The sequence below is a fragment of the Spirosoma flavum genome, from assembly GCF_042686045.1.
Taxonomy (GTDB): Bacteria; Bacteroidota; Bacteroidia; order Cytophagales; family Spirosomataceae; genus Spirosoma; species Spirosoma flavum.
In genome coordinates, this window is record NZ_JBHUOM010000002.1 from 1308502 (window position 1) to 1332087 (window position 23586).

General features: G+C 48.6%; 14 protein-coding genes and 1 pseudogene. 10 read left to right on the top strand and 5 right to left on the bottom strand.

Annotated elements, in window-relative coordinates; translation table 11 throughout:
* Positions 1-94: 94 nt before the first annotated feature.
* A complete protein-coding gene (locus ACFS25_RS10875; RefSeq protein ID WP_381499880.1) occupies positions 95-622 on the bottom strand; it encodes a GNAT family N-acetyltransferase in 528 nt (175 codons plus the stop codon).
* Positions 623-831: 209 nt separating this feature from the next.
* Between ACFS25_RS10875 and ACFS25_RS10880 the strand changes: the two genes are divergently transcribed.
* From ACFS25_RS10880 to ACFS25_RS10900, 5 genes and pseudogenes are all read left to right on the top strand, one after another.
* Positions 832-1236, top strand: a complete 405-nt coding sequence (locus ACFS25_RS10880; protein WP_381499882.1) for a hypothetical protein — start codon at positions 832-834, stop codon at positions 1234-1236.
* Between the two features lie 174 nt (positions 1237-1410).
* Entirely contained in the window at positions 1411-1701 is a 291-nt protein-coding gene (locus ACFS25_RS10885; RefSeq protein WP_381499884.1) for a biotin/lipoyl-binding protein, read from the top strand.
* Positions 1702-1722: 21 nt separating this feature from the next.
* Positions 1723-2553, top strand: a pseudogene (locus ACFS25_RS10890) (efflux RND transporter periplasmic adaptor subunit); the annotation flags it as partial.
* A gap of 4 nt (positions 2554-2557) precedes the next feature.
* Entirely contained in the window at positions 2558-5764 is a 3207-nt protein-coding gene (locus ACFS25_RS10895; protein ID WP_381499886.1) for an efflux RND transporter permease subunit, read from the top strand.
* Positions 5739-7193 carry a TolC family protein gene (locus ACFS25_RS10900; protein WP_381499889.1) on the top strand — a complete coding sequence of 485 codons (1455 nt, stop codon included), beginning with the start codon at positions 5739-5741 and terminating at the stop codon, positions 7191-7193. Before ACFS25_RS10895 ends, ACFS25_RS10900 begins: the two co-directional genes overlap by 26 nt.
* 213 nt (positions 7194-7406) lie before the next feature.
* Here ACFS25_RS10900 and ACFS25_RS10905 read toward each other — a convergent pair whose 3' ends face one another.
* The 3 genes from ACFS25_RS10905 to ACFS25_RS10915 all read right to left on the bottom strand — a co-directional run bounded on the left by ACFS25_RS10905 (position 7407) and on the right by ACFS25_RS10915 (position 10659).
* Positions 7407-7841 (bottom strand): hypothetical protein, encoded by a 435-nt coding sequence (locus tag ACFS25_RS10905; protein WP_381499891.1) that lies wholly within the window; start codon positions 7839-7841, stop codon positions 7407-7409.
* 199 nt (positions 7842-8040) lie between these two features.
* Positions 8041-9543, bottom strand: a complete 1503-nt coding sequence (locus ACFS25_RS10910) for a helix-turn-helix domain-containing protein (protein WP_381499894.1) — start codon at positions 9541-9543, stop codon at positions 8041-8043.
* A gap of 15 nt (positions 9544-9558) precedes the next feature.
* Positions 9559-10659: an o-succinylbenzoate synthase gene (locus ACFS25_RS10915; protein ID WP_381499897.1), complete on the bottom strand. Its 1101-nt coding sequence runs from the start codon at positions 10657-10659 to the stop codon at positions 9559-9561.
* A gap of 84 nt (positions 10660-10743) precedes the next feature.
* On the opposite strand from ACFS25_RS10915, the gene lpxK reads away from it, so the two are divergent.
* The 4 genes from lpxK to ACFS25_RS10935 all read left to right on the top strand — a co-directional run bounded on the left by lpxK (position 10744) and on the right by ACFS25_RS10935 (position 16475).
* The gene (gene lpxK, locus ACFS25_RS10920) at positions 10744-11808 is read left to right on the top strand and encodes a tetraacyldisaccharide 4'-kinase (RefSeq protein ID WP_381500868.1); all 1065 of its coding nucleotides are present in this window, start codon (positions 10744-10746) and stop codon (positions 11806-11808) included.
* A gap of 52 nt (positions 11809-11860) precedes the next feature.
* Complete coding sequence (locus ACFS25_RS10925; RefSeq protein ID WP_381499899.1) at positions 11861-13867, top strand: putative porin; 2007 nt, start codon at positions 11861-11863, stop codon at positions 13865-13867.
* Between the two features lie 130 nt (positions 13868-13997).
* Positions 13998-15743: a GMC family oxidoreductase gene (locus tag ACFS25_RS10930; protein WP_381499902.1), complete on the top strand. Its 1746-nt coding sequence runs from the start codon at positions 13998-14000 to the stop codon at positions 15741-15743.
* An 87-nt stretch (positions 15744-15830) separates the two neighbouring features.
* Positions 15831-16475: a gluconate 2-dehydrogenase subunit 3 family protein gene (locus ACFS25_RS10935; protein ID WP_381499905.1), complete on the top strand. Its 645-nt coding sequence runs from the start codon at positions 15831-15833 to the stop codon at positions 16473-16475.
* Between the two features lie 258 nt (positions 16476-16733).
* Here ACFS25_RS10935 and ACFS25_RS10940 read toward each other — a convergent pair whose 3' ends face one another.
* Positions 16734-20936, bottom strand: a complete 4203-nt coding sequence (locus tag ACFS25_RS10940; protein WP_381499908.1) for a PA14 domain-containing protein — start codon at positions 20934-20936, stop codon at positions 16734-16736.
* Positions 20937-21747: 811 nt separating this feature from the next.
* Here ACFS25_RS10940 and ACFS25_RS10945 point away from each other — a divergent pair.
* The gene (locus tag ACFS25_RS10945) at positions 21748-23457 is read left to right on the top strand and encodes a CTP synthase (protein ID WP_381499911.1); all 1710 of its coding nucleotides are present in this window, start codon (positions 21748-21750) and stop codon (positions 23455-23457) included.
* The last annotated feature ends 129 nt before the right edge of the window (positions 23458-23586 follow it).

A 23586-nucleotide genomic window follows, 5' to 3' on the forward strand; every position in this document is an offset into this window, starting at 1 on the left:
TTGTCAGTAGACAACCGGCCGTTCTGTTTGTAGACTGACTGAAGGAAAGTGGGTTGTGATGGTGTGGCCTTAATCTGGCACAGTCCCGTATTCGTTAATAAAAGCGTTCATAAACCCGCTCTTTAATTAATTGGCTAAACCCCTCAAACTCGTCCTGCTCGATAATCGCCGGAATTGACATCAACCGCATTGGTATTGGTAGATTCCCCCGTTGATAAGGTGGCTGGGCATAATCAAATGAGTTAAGGTAAAAACCCTGCCGTTCGTAAAACCGAATCCGGCTACGGCTGATTTCATCCTCGGGTCGTTCGACTTCTAATATAAAATAGGGGCTTTCCCTACGTAACAACTGGTTGAGAGCCCGTTGGCCAAATTGTTTTCCGCGCTGTTCGGGATCAATGGCAAAATGTTCGACAAATACGGCATCGGCCCATTGCCAGTAAATGATAAACCCAACGAGATGATCCTGATCAATCAACGCGCAAAGGTGCATTTCGGGGCAGGGGAGGAGCTGAAGCAAGTCGTTAAAATTGCGTCGTTCATCAGGTGGAAACGAACCCTCATACCATTTTTGAATAATGGTCAGATACTGGTGTTCCTGCGAAATTTGGAGAAAAGTCATACTACTGGATGATACCGAGCGTCAAATTAGCGAATCTCTCCCTTCGCACGTAGTAAAATCAGTTGCTACAGTGCGTCGAAAATAACCTGTAGTTGAATCAATCACGGATATATTTAGCTTTTAGGAAGTTTAATAGCGAATGACCCTATTTAAATTAATTTTTTTAATGACTTTTTAATGAACTAGAGTAAATTTGTTTTCTAGCCGGTATGAAAAAACGTCGACAAAACTTTCTGGTGTACAGATTTCTATGCTTTCTGATGGCATTGCATGTCATTAATATAGGTATAGATACGCCTGATATTGAGTCTTTATCAAGTCGAACAACTGCTTATCACAAAGATTTGTCAATTAACAAAATAGAAAGCATAAGTGAATTTGTTCTGGAAACGTGCTTGGGTTTTGTTGATGCCGTGCCGGAGCATGATGACCCGGACGAAGACTCCGAATTTGCCGAACGGGAACACGATTACACGTTTACGCAGCTGTTTGTTTTCACGCCAATGTTGCCACCCGTTCGCTATTTGATGACGGGTAATCTCCCATTTCGACCCGCTTGTAACGCTACACCCACGTCGGAAATAATTGCTCCTCCCCCTAAATACATACTGTAAGTCAGTGTCTTAATTGACATAAGTTGTTTCGTGTGCCAAAGGGCTACGTAAATGATGGTTGTCGTTTGACTGACTCTTCATCTTATTGTTCTCAATTTATCAGTTGGTAACCCAGTTGCCAGAGGACTACGTATGGTTCTCCGGTTAGCCGTTTCCATTTTCGCTAGTTTACTTATGAAAAACACAGTAAGTCTAACTGCCCTTCTTACAGGTATGTTGCTGGTTGGTTGTGCCACAAAAGACAGTAAAACGGATGACCAGCCAGAGAAGCTGACGTTACCCGTAGTTCAACTGACACGGCAAACCACAACGCTTCAGCGTGATTACGTTAGTCGGTTAGAAGCCACCCAAAATGTTGAAATCCGCGCCCGCGTATCTGGGTTTCTGGAGGAAATCTATGTAGATGAGGGCCAGACGGTTCGTAAAGGGCAGCTACTTTTCAAGCTAAACGAAGCTGAATATTAGGCTGGATTTGATCGGGCTAGTGCTAATCTCAAAACTGCCATAGCCAACGCCAAAACCTCCGAAGTTGAGATGGGGCGGGTACAATTGCTGGTGGAAAAAAAAATTGTGTCGCCCTCAGAACTGGAACTGGCAAAAGCAAAATGCGAAGCCGGGCGGGCTATCATCGACGAAATGAAATCGATGCGGGCGACGGCTGCACTCAGGCTTTCACACGCGGGGATTAAAGCGCCTTTCGATGGAACGATCAACCGAATTCCGTTCAAGATGGGTAGCCTGATTGAAGAAGGTGCGTTGCTGACAACCGTTTCTGACGTGCGGGAAGTGTATGCCTACTTTGACGTATCGGAGAAAGAGTACTTGAACTATATCAAGAAAAATCCTCATCAGGATGGCAGGAACGGGCAGGAAGTAGAGATGTTACTGGCCGATGAGACGGCCTATCCGTACAAAGGGCGGATTGAAACGATGGAAAGCGTCTTCGAAGAGGGAGCCGGAACCATTGCTTTTCGGGCGCGTTTTCCGAACCCAAATAAACTCCTTCGGCATGGTTCTTCGGGAAAAATCCGGCTGGCTAGCGCCGTCAGCAACGCGCTGCTGGTGCCGCAGAAAGCCGTATTTGAAGTGCAGGATAAAAACTATGTCTACGTCGTTGATGCATCGAACAGGGTCAAGACAAGGAGTTTTGTGCCGCAGGGCCGGGTTGATAGCAATTACATTGTTCAATCGGGTCTGAAAGCGGGCGAGCGGGTAGTCTACGAAGGGATTCAGAATATCCGCGATGGGATACAGATCATTCCCAAGGCACTCGTTGCCGATAGTTTGTCCTCACGCAACACGATTGCTCAACAATAAGCCTATGTTCAATTTATTTATTAAAAGACCGCTGCTGTCGGCGGTCATATCGGTAGTGATCACGCTGTTGGGGGGACTCGCCCTAACCAGTCTGCCCGTTACGCAATTTCCTGACATTGTGCCCCCATCCGTAACGGTAACGGCTAAGTACACAGGGGCTAACGCCGAAGTGGCTACCAAAGCGGTGGCGATGCCATTAGAGCGAGCCATCAATGGCGTTCCGGGCATGGTGTACATGAACTCGGTATCAGGCAACGACGGCAGTACGATCATTCAGGTATTTTTCAACGTGGGTACCGACCCCGATCTGGCGGCTATGGGTGTCCAGAACCGCGTGACAACCGTGCTGGACGAATTACCCGAAGAAGTGATTAAAGCCGGGGTATCGACTGAAAAAGAGGTTAATAGTATGTTGCTGTACCTCAATATTTTCAGTGACGATCCTACTGTCGATGAGAAGTTTATCTACAACTTCGCTGATATCAATGTGCTGGCCGAACTCAAACGCATTGATGGCGTAGGCTTTGTCGACATCATGGGATCACGGGAGTATTCCATGCGCGTCTGGCTAAAACCTGACCGGATGACTTCCTACAATGTATCGCCCGACGAAGTAATTGCCGCTATTCGTGAGCAGAACGTAGAGGCTGCCCCTGGTAAAGCAGGAGAAAGTGCCGACCGAAAACCGAATATGCTTCAGTACGTATTGCGGTACAGCGGTAAGTTTTTTGAACCCAAACAATACGAGAATCTTGTGCTGCGGGCTGAGCCCAATGGCTCGATGCTTCGCCTAAAAGATGTGGCCGACGTAGAATTCGGCTCACTTGATTATGACGTACTGTCCAAAACCGACGGGAGGCCCTCGGCGTCTATCATGCTCAAGCAACGGCCTGGTTCCAATGCCCGAGACGTGATCAATAATGTCAAAACACGCATGGCGGAATTGAAGAAAACGAACTTCCCGCCCGGCATGACCTACAACTTCGCTTATGATGTATCGCGCTTTCTGGATGCGTCTATTCACGAAGTGATTCGCACGCTCATTGAGGCTTTCGTACTGGTATTTCTGGTTATATTTCTGTTTTTGCAGGACTGGCGCTCCACACTGATTTGCGCGCTGGCTGTGCCCGTAGCGTTGGTAGGGGCCTTTGCGTTCATGAGCCTGATTGGTTTTTCCATTAATCTACTGACGCTCTTTGTCCTGGTGCTGGCCATTGGTATCGTGGTTGATAATGCTATTGTGGTTGTCGAAGCGGTTCATGCAAAAATGGCAGAAACCGGATCCGCGTCCGGTCACCTGTCGCCAAGAGACGCTACGTTTGCCGCCATGAAGGAGATTAGCGGTGCCTTGATCGCTATTACACTGGTCATGTCGGCCGTGTTCGTTCCAGTGGCGTTTATGTTGGGGCCGGTTGGTATTTTCTATCGACAGTTCTCCCTAACGCTCGCTGTTGCCATCGTTATTTCCGGCGTCAATGCTGTCACGCTCACGCCGGCTCTATGCGCTCTATTACTCCGGCCTATCCACGGTAATGGCAAAACTGGTCTATTAGGACGGTTTTTTGCTTTCTTCAACCGGGGCTTCGATACCTTGACGGGTCGCTATCAGCGCCTGCTCCGGCGAGTAGCCAGCCGGGGCGCAGTAACGATAGCTATGTTTTTATTATTCGTTGGGGGAGCCTGGGGTATCAGTTCATTCTTGCCAAGCGGGTTTATCCCAACCGAAGATCAGGGAATGATTTACGTAAACGTGACAACGCCCGTTGGGGCAACCGTTAAGCGTACCGAAGACGTGCTGGATAAAGTTCAGCAGGTAGCATCGAAGATGGATGCCGTCGAAAACGTATCAACGCTGGCCGGTTTTAGCCTGATGACTGATGGCGTGGGCGCTTCTTATGGCATGGGAATGATCAATCTGAAGAACTGGGATCAGCGAAAGCAAACCCTGGAGGAGGTGATTGCCGCCCTGGAAGAAAAAACCCGAACGATTCAGGATGCCAGTATTCAGTTTTTTCCTCCGCCTACGGTCCCCAGCTTCGGGAATTCCAGCGGATTTGAGCTCCGGATGCTCGACCGTACGGGTTCCGGCGATCTGCAAATGACCAAAAAAGTGGCCGATGAGTTTATTGCTGCCCTGAAAAAACGACCCGAAATTGGGAATGCGTTTACGAGTTTTGACCCCAGTTTCCCGCAGTATTTGTTGCAGGTAGATCAGGATAAGGCGGCTCAGAAAGGTGTTTCGATTGATAATGCGATGGGGACGTTGCAGACGCTCATGGGCAGCTATTATGCGTCTAACTTCATCCGCTTCGGGCAGATGTATAAAGTGATGGTACAGGCATCTCCCGAATATCGGGCCAATCCGGAAGATGTATTAAACCTGCGCGTGAAGAACAAGGCTGGCGAAATGGTCCCGTACTCTAATTTCGTCAGTCTCAAGCGCGTTTACGGGCCGGAGCAGATTACCCGCTATAACATGTACATGTCGGCGCTTATCAACGGCGACCCTGCGCCGGGTTACAGCAGTGGAGATGCGCTGAATACCGTGCAGGAAGTCGCCCAAAAGGTGCTTCCACGTGGCTACTCGTTCGAGTGGTCGGGTATGTCGCGGGAGGAAGTTATGTCGGGTGATCAGGCCATTTACATCTTTATAATCTGCCTCATCTTCGTGTACCTGCTGTTGGTTGCGCAATACGAGAGCCTGTTTTTGCCCTTATCCGTCCTGCTGTCGTTGCCCGCCGGAATTTTCGGTTCGTTTCTTTGTCTGCAACTGGCGGGTCTGCAAAACAACATCTACGCACAGGTTTCACTGGTTATGCTGATTGGGTTGTTGGGTAAGAACGCTATCCTGATTGTGGAATTTGCCAACCAACGGCAACAGGAAGGGCTACCCATTGTGAAAGCCGCTATCGAAGGCGCCGTGACTCGATTACGCCCCATTTTAATGACCTCGCTAGCCTTCATCGCTGGTCTAATTCCGCTCTGCGTTGCTTCGGGAGCCGGGGCGTTGGGGAACCGGTCCATTGGCACAGCCGCTGCGGGTGGCATGTTCATTGGCACCGTGTTCGGGCTGGTGCTGGTACCCGGCCTCTATATATTATTTGCTAAACTGGCCCAGCGATTCGGATCGAAAAAGCTGCCGACCGATCATAAAGCAGAGCCACATAACTCTTCAACGAAAACAAATGGTGCCATTCTTGAACAAGCATAAGAGTACATACGGCCTCGGTCTGCTGTTTTTTTTCGTCAATCTGAGCAGCTGCCGAATTATACACACACCACAGAAAACGCCGGTTGTTACTTTGCCCGTGTCGTTTATGGGTAGTACAGATTCTACAACAATCGGTAGTTTGACCCGACAAACGCTGTTTACCGATCAAAATCTGGTGCGGCTAATCGATACAGCTCTGGTCCAAAATCCTGATCTTCGGATGGCGCTCCAACGTATTGATATGGCGCGGGCTACCTTCCAGATAAGTCAGGGGGCATTACTGCCGACAGTAAATGCCGTAGCAGCCGCTGGCTTTGACCGATATGGCCGCTATACCCTAAACGGCGTGGGTAATTATGATACGAACCTCTCCGAAAATATTGCCGGAAAGAGTCGGATTCCCAATCCTACTCCAGACTATTTTTTAGGTCTTTGTAGTTCGTGGGAGCTTGATGTCTGGGGGAAACTCCGCAACCGCCGACGGGCCGCCTACACACGGGTTCTATCGTCGCAGGAAGGGCGCAACCTGATTGTTACGGCACTCACCGGTGAGGTATCCCGACTTTACTACACACTGTTGGCGTTGGATAGCGAAGTGGATATTATTCGGGAGAACGTCGTTCTGCAACAACGCGCTGTCGAATTGGTACTCGTACAGAAAGCGGCTGGTCGCGTAACGGAACTAGCTGTTCAGCAGTTTACAGCCCAATTGCTTAACACCCGAAGTCTTGAAGGCCGTGTCCGACAGGAAATTGCCGAATCCGAGAATCAGCTAAATGCGTTGTTAGGCCGATATCCGCAACCCATTGCTCGTGGTCAATCTATTGAAGACCAGAAAATCCCCGCATCAATACTGGCTGGTTTACCCGCTCAGTTGGTACGCCGTCGGCCCGATATCCGGCAGGCCGAACATGAATTGGAAGCGGCCAATATAGATGTGGCCGTTGCTCAGGCTGAGTTTCTGCCGTCGCTAACACTGACACCCTATGTAGGCGTAAACGCATTTCGGGCGGCCTCGCTTTTTGATCCGGCGTCAATTGCCGTTGGCATAGTAGGCGGCTTGACGGCTCCCGTTTTCAATCGGCGGTTACTGAAAGGGAATTATACGGTTTCCGTCGCCCGGAGTCAGGAAGCCTACTACGCGTATCAAAAGACGATTCTGACCGGGGTTAGCGAAGTCGTAAGCAGTCTGAAAGGCCTGGATAACTACCAGAATGTAGCGGATATTCAACAGCAGGAAGTCGCTGTACTTAGGCAGGCGGCTACCACGTCGAATGAGTTATTCGTGAATGGCTATGCTACTTACTTGGAAGTCATTACCGCCCAACGTAGTGTGCTGGATGCCGAACTGGCCCTAATAGAGACAAAGCGATTGCAGTTTCTATCGCTGGTTGGATTGTACCGGGCACTGGGTGGTGGATGGGAATAGGTGCCTAAACCACAAGAAGCAATTTTTACGAAATGGCCCTGATCAGTAGAATTCTTCGCGAAAAACGCTGGCCTGTCAATTAGCCTTTCTGAAGTGAAATATTGACCCTTCTCAACTATAAACGGGGCCTTAGATGATATTAACGTTATCTGAGGCCCCATCTTTAGTTAACTGGACACTCTGGCCATTATGCCAATAAAAGAAGGCAAGTCTTTAGTTAGCCTGAGATGTCCACATAATACAATTAGTAGCCGTTGATTTACTTTTGATAAAGCCGTAGTAAATAGAATGTTTGGACAGTCCCTGGCAATTTGTCGCAACCGTTATAATCAACCGTTGGTAGTTGGTTACTAAACTATCGGGCACCGTAAACTTATCCGACGCGAACATATCAATCTTTACGTCTTTCGGCGTCCATCCCAGAATTTTTGATGTGTCTTTTAACGCAATAATACTCCACTCAAAGCCTGAAGAAGAATTTCCATAGTCGGTAGCCGTTAATTCTACCCCATTACCGGTATAGCACGTTGAATTTATTGTTACCTGGTGTGGGTAGGTACAAGGATTGGTTTCGTCTTGCTGCTTACACGCTGTACTTCCCTGTAAATCAACTAGTAAGCAGCTAAAAGAAACTATAAAATTTCTCATACCGTAGCTATTTTAGTACTACTTAATGGCTGAATTGAATTAAAAGTATAGGATGAATGTAGGGTATAAATATGTTTTTGCTAACTGGTACTTTCCTTTTTAGCTTCTAATTGATTCTATTAGCTTCAACTGGCAAAGACTTACAGCCTTTTTTAAGCTGCTTCTGACTATCGAGGGCGTTTAATAGACTTGTCGAGAGTTACCGTAAGGCTTCCATCGCTTTTTTCATATCGGCAAACTGCCGTTTCTTTTGCAGGACTGTTGGGGCTGCTACGCGCTCGCGGCAATCAAAAATGCCGCAACGTTCGCAGGCTTCATTAACCACCCGAAAAGCTACTTCGCTGGCTGGATTACTTCTTGAGGATGGCGAGAGAAACTTCATTTTACTCTTCAGCGCGTCGTTAACGGCAAAACACATCGACACGCTGATATTTTGATGCCCCATCGTCTGAAAGGGGTGTGCTACCGAAATAATCAGGTATTGTTGCCCCGAATCAGCATACTCTGAGATTTGTGCCCGGCAAAGCGTACCGTCGAATCCTTTATTCTGCTGTAAGAACTGGAGTTCCTGCAAAATCGTCCAGGCAATCCAGCGTCGACAAAAATGCTCGTCTAAAATGCCGCGTGGACCTTTTTGACGGGATAAGTGCATCTCTTTGGTCAGTTGAAAAGTTGTTTGGCCCGGTGTGTGATTGAACCGATAAAAGAACAACTGATCAATGCCGAACTCACTTGGCAACACATTACTCAGTCTATAAAAGAAACGCTCTGGCGTAGACCCAAAATCGTCGATGAGTTGCAAAAAGTCATCGTTATTCCACGTTTCACGGGCAAATAGGTCGCTCAATTTAGCCACTAAAGCAGCGCGTCGAATTAAGATAGCACCGGCAAAATAAGAGGCTTTGTAGTTATTCAGTATCTGCTCGAACGACTCTGCTTCAACCCATGAGTAGCTATAAGGCCGATTTTTGAGCGTCATAAATTGAAACCCCACTTCACGAGCTAAAATAAATGATCGTTGCTCAGCCGATAGTCCGGCGTTGAGGTGCAGGGTGCGCTGTTCTGGCCGATAAGCCGACCGCAGGGACGCTAAGTCAGGCTGAGTGAGTGGGTCGAAGTACTCAATGCGAACACTATAACGTGTTTTAAGCAGATTCACCAGTAATGCTTCCGTAACAGGCTGGTCCGGCACCGGCGCAAATTCAGCCAGAAAGCGGTCTGCGTCCGCTTCGATATCAGGAAAATAATTATCATGCATTTCCTGATACGACCGGAGCATGGTCAAATATAGCCGTTCGACGCTCATGTTGTAACTAAGGGCAATATCCATGAATGTACGAATCATGGCACTGACTTTAGCGGGTGCTTCGGCTAGTAGTTCGAGCAGGTCAGAGGGGTCAATACCAAATAATTCGAGGGGGATTTCGGTTAGGAATTTCGAACGTAACAGGTCCGAAATGGGTTCTAACTTCTTGCTTAGTTTCAACGATACAAGCGTATCATAGTCCACCTCCATTGCGTTTGCCAGCGCTGAAATCTTGTCTGCTTTAGGATACTTCCGTCCCTTTTCGATTTCGGTTACATACGAAACAGATAAGCTTGATCTTTGAGCCAATTCGCTGACAGATAGACCTTTGTCAATTCGAAGTTGGCGCAGTTTTAAGCCAAACAGCAGGCGGATATGATCGGCGGGTAGGTTCAAGGAATAGAGGCTTAATTAGTGAGAAGCATCCGCCAGAAGCGGACCGAAATTCCAGAGCCGCGTAGGATCGTAGCGTAGTTGCCCATGTTCGACAACCAGTGGGCTATCGACATTATTGTAGTACAATTGTCCGGTGCCTAACCCTTGCGGTAACAGGTGTTTGAACTGCGCCGTATATTGAGCAATGGCATTCAACCCAATGTTTGATTCCAGCGCCGATGTTAGCCACCAGCCAATATTAAGCCGTCCGGCCAGTTCAATCCATTCGTCGCAATGGCGCATTCCACCTAATAAGGTAGGTTTTAGAACGATAAACTGCGGCTGTATTTTTTTCAGTAACCGGAATTTATGCATGTATTCCATTTTGCCGATCAGTTCCTCATCCAAAGCGATGGGCAGGGGCGAATGCTGACACAAGTCGGCCAGGAGGTCGGGCTGTCCGGCGCGGATAGGCTGCTCAATAGAATGCAGGTTAAACGCGGCCAGCCGTTCGAGTTTTGCCATGGCTTCATTTGGCTGAAACGCCCCGTTAGCGTCTACCCGAAGCGTAATCTGGTCGGCTGGAAAACGTTCCCGAATCGTGGCTAACAGGTCGCACTCCTGGTCAAAATCAATGGCTCCGATTTTTAGTTTCAGGGTTGTATAACCAGCCTGAAGTTTTTCGTCAATCTGCTGACGCATAAACGCTTGACTGCCCATCCAGATCAAGCCATTGATAGGCAATGAACGTTGCCCATCGGTGAAATCAGTGGCCCGAATAATGCGCTGACTACCTGCCAAAAAATCGAGCATAGCCGTCTCAAAACCGAATAAAATACTCGGAAACTCCGGGCTGATAATCTGGGTGAGTATAATGGGTATATTCCAGCTAAACAGTTGGAGGTCCAGGTCCGTAAACTCCTTGCAATACTGGTGTAAAATTTCTTCAAAATCGGGCCGGTCGTCGTAACTTAATCCTTTAAGTGGGCCGCATTCACCATAACTGATAACGGCTGGATTTTCGTCGTCGCAGAGCCGGATAACGTAAGACGTTTTTTCTGTAAGGGTGCCGCGTGACGTACCCGCTTCGAAGCGAAAATGCAACGTGTATTTCAGGTAGTCGGCTTTTAAACTCATTGTACCAAGCGGTGAGGACTGGGGTTCTCAGTCCTAAAAGTACTACTTTTGACTGCTCAAGCTGGCAATATTACGAAATTATTAATGAAGCGGTTGGTTGGTAGATGGCTACTCTTGCCATTGAGTGGACTTTATGGATTATTGATGGACATACGTAATTGGCTATTTAACAGCCACTTATTAAAGACATTTTGCCCCTCCGTTTATACTGTCAGCGTGGGTAATTTGACCGTAGGCGGTACAGGAAAAACACCTATGATCGAATTATTGATCAAACGGTCACAGATGCAGGTGTCAGGTAAGGTAGGAGAGACGGCTACCCTGAGCCGGGGTTACGGTCGGCATACCACCGGTTTTCGGATAGCGATGGCTACCGATACGGCCTCAACCATTGGTGATGAACCCCTCCAGCTTTACCGAAAATTTGCGCCCCTCGTTCGGGTATGCGTGGGCGAACGCCGGGCCAATGCCATACAGTCGTTGTTGGCGCTTCACCCCGAAACGAATCAGATTCTGCTCGACGATGCCTTTCAGCACCGGGCCGTTCAGCCGCATCTTAGTATTCTATTAATGGACTATAGCCGACCATTTTATGATGATTATCCGTTTCCGGCGGGTCGGCTGCGCGAACGACGAAAAGGGGGCCGACGGGCTGATGCTATTGTCGTTACGAAGTGTCCGAACGATTTGTTCGCCACTGAGCAAGAGCGTATTACAGCAAAAATTCGACCGTATGCCCGACCTGAGACCCCTGTTTTCTTTGCCGGATTGCGGTACGACCAGCCCGTTTCATTCGCCACACGACCAGCAAATTCTACCCTGCATGAAGTTGTACTTATATCAGGGCTCGCTAATGCCAATCCGTTGGAGCAGTACGTCCGGCAAACATTTCGCCTGATTCACCATTACCGTTTCGCCGATCACCACGCGTATGGCCGCGCTGACCTCGATTCTATCCTGAAAACCTTACCGCCCGGAACCGCTTTGTTAACCACCGAGAAAGACTGGGTGAAACTGGACGAGTTACTGACTCCGGACGAACGAACGTCATTGCCGTTGTATTACCTGCCGATTGCGGTGCAGTTTTTGCCCGGACACGAACAAGCCTTTAACCAGTTTCTGGATAAGTCAAGCTATAAAAATTGTTAACGGAGTAGCGTCAACTGGCGGGCATCCGACGTTTTGACGTACTTTTGACCTGATGAAGCGGAGTTTCCTTGCCTTACTTTTTAGTCTAAGCGTGTCTCTCACGGGTTGGGCGCAGCAGTCCCAGACGCCTGGTGGTTTTGGCGGTCGGCAGAGTATGCCAACGTCCACAACAGGTACAAACGGCATTGATGATTCTACGAAAGTAATTTATGGGCCGAAGTCAACGCGCTATGTGCTGGAGGATGATATTTTCAACAATCGCCGGAAACTTTATACGCTTGACACGACGATGGACGAGGTACATCGGTTTACCTACGTGCAGCGAAGCCAGAATCAATACCAGGATTTAGGTACGCTCGGCACGCCCATGCGGCCGGTGTTTTTGCCCGTACCGCAGCAATTGGGGGCTCAATCGGGTTATTACGTCTTCTCGCCCTACGCCTTTCAGGCTATGGATGTGAAGTATTTTGACACAAAATCTCCCTATACCGATATGTATATCGCGCTGGGTGGTAATAATCAGAATATTCTGCGTTTTGATATGTCGCAAAATATTTCACCCCGCTGGAATGTAGGTTTTGACGTACAGCGGTTTACTTCGCAGAAGCAATTTGGCACGAGTGGAACAAATGATCCGTACAAATTGCTGGCGCAGAACTGGGGCGTGGTGCTACATACTAACTATCGCTCAAAAAACGATAAATACACCCTGCTTGCCAACTTCATCAACATGAATCATAGTCTGGATGAGCAGGGGGGAGTTTTGCCGGGAGAGACCGCCGACGGCACACCGATCCCGTATAATTACACCGGCGATTCCCGCTTGCGGAGTGGTAGTGCAGCGCTGCATGGGCCACACGGCTGGGAAATTCGCAACAATTGGCACGTTTATCACCAGTATATTCTCGACAAGGGCTTTCAACTTTATCACCGGCTCGATTACCAGACCCAGAAGAATTTTTATCAGGATGATACTTTACGGCTCAATCAGGATGATGCCTCATTAACGACGGCTGGATCAGTCAGGCGGTTTTACCCAACTATTTTGGGGGATACCTCTCGCCTTGAGCAACACGCCCGTTTCCGGCTTTTTGAAAATCAGTTTGGTATAAAAGGCGTTTCGCAGTACAAAGGCGCTTCGTTTAATTACCGGGCGTACCTGCGCATTCGGAACTACAAACAAACGACGCTGTATAATACCTCCCGAACCAATTATAATGAGTACGGAACCACGCGCACAGAGACCTTTGTGGGTGGGTGGCTAGGGTACTATTTCCCGGATAGCCTGTCACGACTAACAGCTGAAGCCGAGCTTGGCGCTGGCGGAAGCTACCGCATTCAGGGGCAGGTGGAAAGTAAGTTTTTGACGGCGGGTGGTTCGTATGTAAACGTCGAGCCGACACTGTTGCAGGAGCGTTTTCAGAGCAAAGTTTATGTCTGGCCGGATGCGTCGAAAGGATTGGAGCCGCTTTCTAAACGCAACTATCTTCATGCGTACGGAAAGCTGAACGTAGGCTATAAAAAGCTTCGTATACAGCCGGGTCTGGACTATTACTTAGTAAAGAATTACGTCTATTTCGACACGGCAGGGGTTGTTCAGCAGGAGAGATCACCCATCAGCATTCTTCGACCGGGACTAGGCTACCACCTGCAACTCGGCAAGTTTCTAATATCGGGCCAGGTGTATTATACCGTTAAAGCAGGACCGGACGTTATCAGAATGCCGCCGTTGTTCGTGAATACCCGCATCCAGTACGAGTTCCTTTATGCTAAAGTGCTTTATATTCAGACTGGAATTGATTTGCATTATAAGTCGCCGTACTACGCCGATGCGTATATGCCACTCACGCAACAGTTTCATATTCAGGATCGCCAGCAGGTAGAAGGATATGTGTTGGCCGACCTGTATGCCAATCTGCGCATCAACAGAACGCGGCTGTTCATTAAACTTACGCATGCCAATCAGGGATTAATAACCCCTGGCTACTACGTGGCTCCCGACTTTCTACAAATGCGCCGGGGGTTCGCATTCGGGGTCGATTGGTATTTATTTGACTGATCTTGGGGTATAACAGGTAAGAGATTGCCATTTGCTGCTTATTCTGCTTTAGGGAATTACCTATTTCATTTGCTTTTTTCAATACAGTTCGGTTTCTTTTCTGATTAAAACGATAAACCTTCATTTTTGCATGGATCCATTTCAGATTCAAAAAGCTCCAGTTCAATACGACGTAGCCATTGTCGGTTCAGGTGCCGGGGGAGGTATGGCGGCCTATATGCTGGCGAAAGCTGGTGCAAAAGTCGTCCTGCTGGAAGCGGGTGGTTATTTTGACCCGGCTGATCCTAAATATATCACCCAACTGAAATGGCCCTGGGAGTCGGCCCGGCGCGGAGCTGGAACCACTCGGGCCTTCGGCGATTTCGATGCAGCCTGGGGCGGCTGGGATATTGAAGGGGAGCCATATACAAATGCTAAGGGGTCCGATTTTCAGTGGTTCCGGTCGAGAATGCTCGGTGGCCGAACCAACCACTGGGGTCGTATTTCACTCCGGTTCGCGCCCGACGATTTCCGGCGTAAAAGTATGACGGGTGTTGGCGAAGACTGGCCCATCGGCTACGACGATATCAAGCCCTTCTACGATCGCATTGACCGGATGATCGGCGTTTTTGGTTCTACCGAAAATATGGCTTCTGAACCGGATGGTATATTTCTGCCCCCGCCTAAACCCCGTTTGCACGAACTGATGATTCGGAAAGGTGCCCGTAGTCTCGGCATTCCGGTCATTCCATCCCGGCTATCGATCCTGACCAAGCCCATCAACAATGAGCGCGGGTCGTGTTTTTATTGCAGTCAGTGCGGTCGCGGGTGTCAGGCTTATGCCGACTTCTCGTCTTCGTCGGTGCTGGTTAAGCCCGCGATGAAAACGGGCAACGTTACCCTCATTAACGGGGCTATGGTGCGCGAAGTCATTACCGACCCAGCTACGGGCCTTTGCACAGGCGTTAGTTACGTAGATACACAAACGTTGCAGGAGGTTACGATAAAGGCAAAGGCTGTCGTACTGGCAGCCAGTGCGGGCGAAACAGCACGCTTGCTGCTTAACTCCAAATCGAGTCGTTTTTCGACAGGACTGGCCAACTCCAGTGACGTAGTTGGTAAATATATTAATGACTCAACGGGAGCCAGCCGCTCGGCGTTTATCCCCGCTCTAATGGACCGCAAACGCTACAATGAAGATGGCGTTGGCGGTATGCACGTGTTCACACCCTGGTGGCTCGACAACAAGAAGTTAGACTTTCCGCGTGGCTACCACATTGAATACTGGGGCGGCATGGGTATGCCTGCTTACGGATTTGGGTGGGGAATCGAAGCCATGAACGGCATGATTCCCGGTCGTAATGGAAAAATGATGCCGGGTGGTGGTTATGGCGCGGGCCTGAAAGATGATTTCCGCCGATTCTACGGTGCTTATGTTGGTATGGCGGGCCGGGGTGAACCGGTGCCACTCGAAAGCAACTATTGTGAAATTGACCCGAGTGTCGTGGATAAATACGGTATTCCGGTGCTTCGGTTCAACTATAAATGGTCGGATTATGAGGTGAAACAGGCAAAACACATGCAGGAAACCTTCGAGGAAATTATTCATTCGATGGGTGGCATTGCACTGGGTGATAAACCCAATGCCGCGAATAGCTACGGTTTGGCCGCTCCGGGTCAGATTATTCACGAGGTAGGCACGGCCCGTATGGGTAACGACCCCAAAACGTCGGTGCTGAACAAATTTCAGCAGGCCCACGATGTGAAAAACCTGTTTGTGGTCGATGCTGCTCCATTCCCGTCGCAGGGTGACAAAAATGTCACCTGGACAATTCTTGCCAATTCAATGCGTACGAGTGAGTATTTGATCGATCAAGTAAAACAAAAAAATATCTAAACCTTGACCTTCGTGTTTCTTGAGTCTCTGTGGTTATTCATCTTTTACCGTAGAGACTCAAGAAACGCAGAAATAAACTTTTAAGCTATGAAACGCAGAGATTCCTTAAAAGCCCTCTCTATCTCGTTCGCCGGTCTTGGCATGGCCGTCAACCCCGTCGAAGCTGCTGTGCCCGCACCGCCTGACGTTAAACCGCTGAAAATTCCAGGTGGGCGGCAGAAGTTTGAAGCCGAGCGCGACGCTAAACTACACAGTGAAAAGTTCTTTACTGCCCACGAACTGCAAACTGTAACCGTTCTGTCAGACATTATTATTCCAGCCGACGAGCGGTCGGGGAGTGCCTCACAGGCGGGTGTGCCGGCGTTCATCGAATTTATGATGAAAGATCAGCCTAAAAACCAGACGCCCATGCGTGGGGGTATTCGCTGGCTCGATAATACCTGCACCAAACGCTATGGAAAAACATTCGTGCTCTGTACCAAAGCGCAGCAGATTGATATGGTGGAGCAGATTGCTTACCCCGCTAAGGCTAAACCAGACATGACACAGGGTGCTTCATTCTTTAGCTTTATGCGCAACATGACGGCAACGGGCTTCTATACCAGTCAGATGGGCATAAAAGATATTGGCTATGTCGGTAATGTGCCTAACCAGTGGGAAGGTGTACCCGCCGATGTTTTGAAGCAGTACGGTCTCGCCTATGAAGAGCGTGAGCTAAATCAGGATAAATAGAATTAACGTACTAAAAAAGCAACGTGGTCCTGCTGAATAAGCAGGACCACGTTGCTTTTTTAGTACGTTTCACTTGGGTATTAGTGGACGAAAAAAGTAAGTACTTTGGGTACAGTTTTCAGTGGCGTTCAATACCCAAATGAAGCAGCGTCGCTTGTTTACCTCCTTCACTCAACTATATCTTAATTTGCCGACTACCAAGACTGACGTTGTCAACCGTCTTTCAAAGGGCAGAACATTGTGGAAAAAGCTCGCTTATCATCGCTCCGAGAGGACTATTTTTCGTGTGATGCGCTGACCACCCTGAATCAGACTCAGTACGTAGAATCCTCGGTTAAGTTCGCTAACAGGTAGATGAAGTAGATTCTCGCCTGCTGAAACCTGACGCGTTACCTGCATAACCGCTTGAGCAGCCGTGTTTAACAACTGTACTGTCACTTCCCCATCCGTTTCGGCCTGATAGCGTACACGAACTTCCTCAACGGCGGGTACCGGATAAACCTGTACCGTTAATTCTGTAGAGAAATCGTTTGTAGTAATATTGGCTACCCGGCCACCACTTGGACCAGTCAACCGGGCTCCAGCCCAATCGCCGTGATCGCAATTGGTGTTGTCACCCCCATTTGTCACGACTAGTTTGAGAGTCTGTTTGCCCGATACAGCCAGGGTAATGGATTTGGTTGGCGTTGATGGAGTCATTACACCACTACTATAAACCAGTACATTGTCTACGTAGATGTCAAAACTAGCCGATCCACAACCGTTGTCACTCATCTCGTCGTCAATACCCATATCCGTACTAAAACTTGTGTATCGACCACCCAGGTTATACGTAATTTCAGAAGGCGAGTGTACGCCCAGACCTTTGGCGTAGGTCACCCCGTTGAGCGTTAAGGTGCGCCCATCCCCCGCCCCCGATTCACCATTACTGCGATCTTTCTCCGCAGGGCCATAACCGCTCGTGGAAGCCGTCCAGGTTAAGTCAGATAAATATGTGACCTTGTCGCTGGATGTTGGTGGCGGTGTTGTTGTCGTCGGTGTAGCCGGATATAAATAACCCTTAGGAATCACTTGCTGGCCCTGCCCCGGATAGGTCCATAACAATCTGGCGACTGCATTGCCCCCCCCGTCGTAGTAGTCCATCTGGATGGTGTAACGCTGACCAGCCGTCAGCGTCATCGGAGCCCCGTCGTTATTTGTGGCCGCATGACCCGTCCAGTTATTGATGATCATAGCCCCATTTACACTGAGCCGAACGCCATCATCGGATGTCGTCGTGAAGGTATAGTTACCCGTCACAGGGACCTCTACCTGACCCGTCCACCGAACCGAGAAGTTATCGACATTAATGCCGGAAGCAGGCGAACCGTCGCTCCAGTCAAAATCTATTGTTGCATCGGTGCGCGTTAGTACAGCGGGTGCGGTGAGGGCAGCATTATTAAAATACGTTCCTAAAAGACCACTGCCATTTCCGCCACTGCTGGTATTCGTAGTAGGTACCCGATAGAGGGCCGCTGCCGGAATTATCTGTTTGCCGATGCCGGGGCCTTCATAACTGGCGCTTAGACTCTGGCCCCCGTTTCCCTGATAGTAGAGAACAGTTATGGCATGTTTCCCCGCTTTTAAACCGATCGTTCCTGATTTTTCAGTTGTAGCATGGCCTCCATCGTTGTTAACCACCTCGGTGGTGCCAATCAGGAGTTTACTGCCATCGTCAGAAGAAGTATAAAACGTATAGCTGCCATCTGTCGGCACACTAATGTATCCCTTGTAGCGAATGCCGAAATACTGGCTGTTGCTGGTAACAGACAAATCAACGCTGGTGGCGGTGCCTGTTTTTGCCGCTGTCAGGGCGTTGAAGTCAGGTAGACTATTCCACGAACCTTCGTAATATTGGTAGTCAATTCCAGTGACTGCATTGGCTGGATTTTCCGGGTCCCGCAGCGACACGACCGGTGTAGGCGCTGCGGTAATTTCTTTCATGAGTACAGCCGATGAATAGGCCGACAGAGTTATCTGATTGCTGTAAAGGGTGTTTTTGGCATCCCGATAGTTTCCATTCAGTGCCACAGTTGTATTCTGACTGCTGGCGTTGTAAACTAGCTTTATGTAGTCGTCGGGATTGACGGTGGAGAGTGTCGCTTCCTTTAAACGAACATTATCAAACCAGGCAGTTTGTCCGTCTTCCTGCACCTGAATTACCAGAATAGCGTTCGACTCATCGGCCGTGGCGGTAAAGACGGCTTCGTATTGCTGCCGGGCTGATCCTATCGACAGAACCGTTCGGGCGGCCAGGTCGCGATAACTTCCGGATAATTGACGGGGGTATAGTTCAACCCGTTTGTTAGATCCAGAGGCTACCCCATCAAACAAAAGTTGGTAGGATTTGCCTTTTGTAACGGCCCCGATATTCACCGTTGCCAGCAGGTAGGAATTCGACTGATTGGATGCCGACGCAAACGACAATCGAAGTGAACCACCATCAAGCCGGTTCGAATTATCCTGTTCTACCCGACCATTGCCGTACGGCGACCATACACTCCAGCCCTGAGTGTCATTTGAAAACACATTGTTGAGCAAGCTGGCACCTGTCTGGCTGACAGTCTGACTTTTATACGTTATAGGGCTATTGCTCGAGTTTGCATCTTTGCCAAACAGACCCTGCCAGACCGCCAGCGTGTTATCCGCGCCAGCCAGCCCCGATCCGGCATTGTAGACCGCCCGAATTTTAAACTGGTCTTCAAATGGGCGCACGTAGTAATTATAGTCGAACTGGCCGTAACTAGCCAGATCATTGGCGTTTGTCTCGTAGTCTGCCACAACCTGATTTGGTAGCCGACTGAATAGTATATTACTCTGAATTACATTGTTGCGTAAGGCACATGTGCCATTGTAAGCCAGCTTAAGTTGTCCTTCTGTATTGTTGAAACTGGTATTTCCTTTTAGGGTTATACTGGATACGCCCCGCAGAAAAATACCCATACCTGTGGAGTTAAACGACGTATTGTTGGCTACTTCTACATTTTGAGAACAATCGTCAAGAAAAATACCGTTAGCCCCGGAGTAAGCACCACCCGGCGTTCCTTCCGGCGCACCGAGTCCGTTAAAAACAATGTTCGATAAAACGTGCAAATCACCCACGTTGCTACGGTTGCCATTCCAGGCATAAATACCGCCCCCGTCGCTTTTGGTCTGGCAAAAATTTGACACCTGGTTGTAGCGAACGGTCGAACTGGTAACGACGGCAATCCCGTTATAGCCAACATGATCCACCAGGTTATTTTCAATCAGCGTATTACCTGTGCACAGCGACTGGAGGGCAGAGTAAGTGCCATCGCCACTTTTGCCCCGGCCCGGTAACAGACCAATGCGCTGGAGCGTATTCCCCCGAAAGGTGAAATTTTGGTATGGGCCAATATAAAGGCCGTTATTATTAGCGTCTTGAATCAGGTTATTTTCGGCCAGAACCGTGTTGCCCGAACCGATAATAGAAATGCCATCCTCGCCCGAACTGGTGATGTCATTATTGGAAAAGGCGAAGTTGGACCCGCCGTTGACTAACACCCCGGTGCTGAGTGTCTGGCTAATCTGTAGATTCCGGATGGTTACGAAAGATACATTGGTCAGGTTTACCCCTTCGCCGAAGGCAGTTGCCGTAATGGATTGACTGTTAGGGTTATTTTGGTTGTCATATAGACTAATCGTCTTGTTAGCCGGGTTATAATACCACTCGCCAACTTGATCCAATGTGGCCGGGTGATTCTGGATAAAATAGCCCCATCCGTCGGCTAGATCGTAGCTAGTGCTGTTAGCCAGGTTTAGCGTATTGCCGTTTTGTTGGTTAATGGTAGCCCGGTCTAAAATCCACTGCGTCGTTCGAATTACTGCTTCACCCCCCGTCCAGTTGGTAGACAACGCCTGTTGACTGGTAATCTGTGTCCTGCCGCTATGCCCCCCTATGGTTAAATAACCCTTGTTGGCATCGCTAAAGTTAGGATAACGGCCCAGGGGAAGAATGGCTGCGTCACGATAGACACCAGTCACCCGGCTTCCACAAGACGGGCAACTCGCTTGCCAGATATTATTGCCGACATTATTCCAGCCAGTAACGGGAACTGACCCGGACAGAATAGGTTTGTTGCCAGAGCCGTAAGCGTCAAGCACAATAGGCTTGTCGGATGAACCGGATTGACGAATAAACACGCTCCCCCGAAAGGTATCGCCCCGCCGAAATAGAACGGCATCACCAGGCTGTAGGGACAAACCGTTGACTTTGGCGATTGTCTGAAACGGTGAATCAGCGGATTTCCCGCTGTTAGAATCGTTTCCCGTACTAGCGATGTAGTAAGTCGTTTGCGCTAATGCCGGTTGCCAGGCTACCCATGTAATTAGTAGTATAAGGATATGAACTAGAGACGTTTGACCAATTCGGTCACATTTCCAACTAAAATGTTTTAGCATATCAAAACAGGTAAAATTGCTTATATGATGTTGATACATTAAATTGACTTACTCATTGCCACTACTACTCCTGCAAAATTAAGGTAAATCATTTGTTGATTAAGCGGTATGTATATTAATTATAAATGAATATTTATAATTAATATATTGAAAGGTAATTTAGTCATGGTAAAGGATGTAGGTAACCTACTCAAAAAGGATCAGCCCAAGGTAGTATTGACTACGTTATTGGTTGCTTGTCCCGAACGGAACATGGCGGAGCGTTTCTTTAAGAAAATTTAGTGTTGACCGAAGAGTTGGATATTTACCAATGTAGCGGCTTTGCTGGAAATGGGTAAGAGGGTAGCAGAACAAGTCGAAACAAATTAGCCTACTGCTTTGATCTGAAGACGTGCTGAATTTGTGATGTGACCTATCTATTTAGATCGTCTGAGAGCATATTGATAATAGCCATCAAATCGTCCTCAGTTGCCAATCGAAATGTAATTTCTGATTCCATATACTTAAACCTTACAAGCAGTATCTGCCTCTCTATTATATACTTTTTTTACAGTGCTTACCGCCGTCTTAACCCTGAAGCAATCAGCCGCTTGCCTGGTAAACACTGGCCTCATTTGCCAAATAAACGACAGATTTAATTAATTAAATGTGGGAACTTAGTAAATTAAGTTACAAAGTAGAGATTTAGTGAAAACTTATCTGACGGCCAACAGATTAACCGAAACATACCAACTTTCAGTCTTTCCCGTTCGCCCATTCCGCCTTTTTTGCTTACCTTTACATCCCGTAACGACCTAATTACGTTTCAATCATGGCGGCTACGGGACCGAAATCCGCGAAATATATTTTTGTTACTGGCGGAGTAACTTCATCACTGGGCAAGGGCATAATTGCCTCTTCATTGGCCAAACTACTTCAGGCACGGGGACTTACGGTAACGATTCAGAAATTCGATCCGTATATCAATATCGACCCCGGCACACTCAATCCGTATGAACATGGCGAGTGCTACGTAACCGACGACGGGGCCGAAACCGACCTCGACCTCGGTCACTACGAGCGGTTTTTAAACCGTCCAACTTCGCAGGCCAATAACATTACTACGGGGCGCATTTACAACAACGTCATTACCCGCGAACGCCGGGGTGATTTCCTTGGTAAAACCGTGCAGGTAGTACCGCACATTACCGACGAAATTAAGCGTAACATGCGGCTGCTGGGCGAAACGGGCGAATATGACATTGTCATTACCGAAATTGGCGGTTGTGTGGGCGACATTGAGTCATTACCGTTTGTAGAAGCCGTTCGGCAGTTAAAATTTGAACTCGGCGAAAAAGATACGCTTGTCATTCACCTGACATTAATACCGTATCTGAAATCGGCGGGGGAACTGAAAACCAAGCCGACACAGCACTCCGTTCGGATGCTGCTCGAAAATGGTGTTCAGCCCGATATTATTGCTTGTCGTACCGAATACCCCTTGCCGCAGGATATTCGCCGGAAAATCGCTCAGTTCTGCAACGTTCAGGTTAGTTCGGTTATCGAAGTTATCGATGCTGAAACTATATATGATGTGCCACTGCTGATGCAAAAGGAACGGCTCGATCAGCGGGCGCTCTACGTTCTTGATCTATATAATGATAAAGATGCTGATCTGGATTCCTGGAAGGGATTTCTCGGGCGATTGAAAAATCCGGGCCATACGGTCAAAATAGGGTTGGTAGGCAAATATGTCGAATTGCACGACGCGTACAAATCTATCGCTGAGTCGTTTATTCATGCCGGTGCTTCGAACGAGTGTAAAGTCGAATTGGAGTGGATTCAGTCCGAAACGCTGGTTGACGAACACTATTGCGCTAACGTATTAGGCGAGTTAGATGCTGTGCTGGTGGCTCCCGGTTTTGGCGAGCGGGGCATTGAAGGGAAAATTAATGCCGTCCGATACGTTCGTGAGCATGGGATTCCATTTTTGGGCATTTGCCTGGGGATGCAGATGGCCGTGATTGAATATGCCCGCAACGTAATGGGGATTCCAGATGCCCACTCGACCGAGATGGAGCCACATACACTCAACCCCGTCATCAGCATGATGGAGGAGCAGAAAAGCGTCACTGACAAAGGAGGGACGATGCGCCTGGGAGCTTATGCCTGCAAACTCAAGCGTGATTCGCTGGCGCACCAAATTTATGGCAAAACGCAAATCAGCGAACGTCATCGTCACCGCTATGAGTTCAATAATGATTACATAGAGGCTTTCGAAAAGGCAGGATTTCGGCCAACGGGCATCAACCCTGATACGGGACTGGTCGAAATTGTTGAGTTGAAAGGCCACCCCTGGTATGTAGGTGTACAGTTCCACCCCGAGCTGAAAAGTACCGTTATGAACCCGCATCCCCTATTTGTGCAGTTTGTAAAGGCGGCTCTCTCCTATAGTCAAACAAAGCTTGCGGCACTCACATCGGTGGAATCCACATCAGACATATCGACCGCCCGTGTAGAAACCGCCGACGTGGTTGATTAAGCGACCAGATTGGCGTAATTTTGCACGAAATTCAGTTTGACGTTTGAGCCAGACCACCGGGCAGTTCGACGTGTAGTTTTAGACAGGAAGATGCTGGAAAAAAACTACACCATTACACCACCCCAGTAG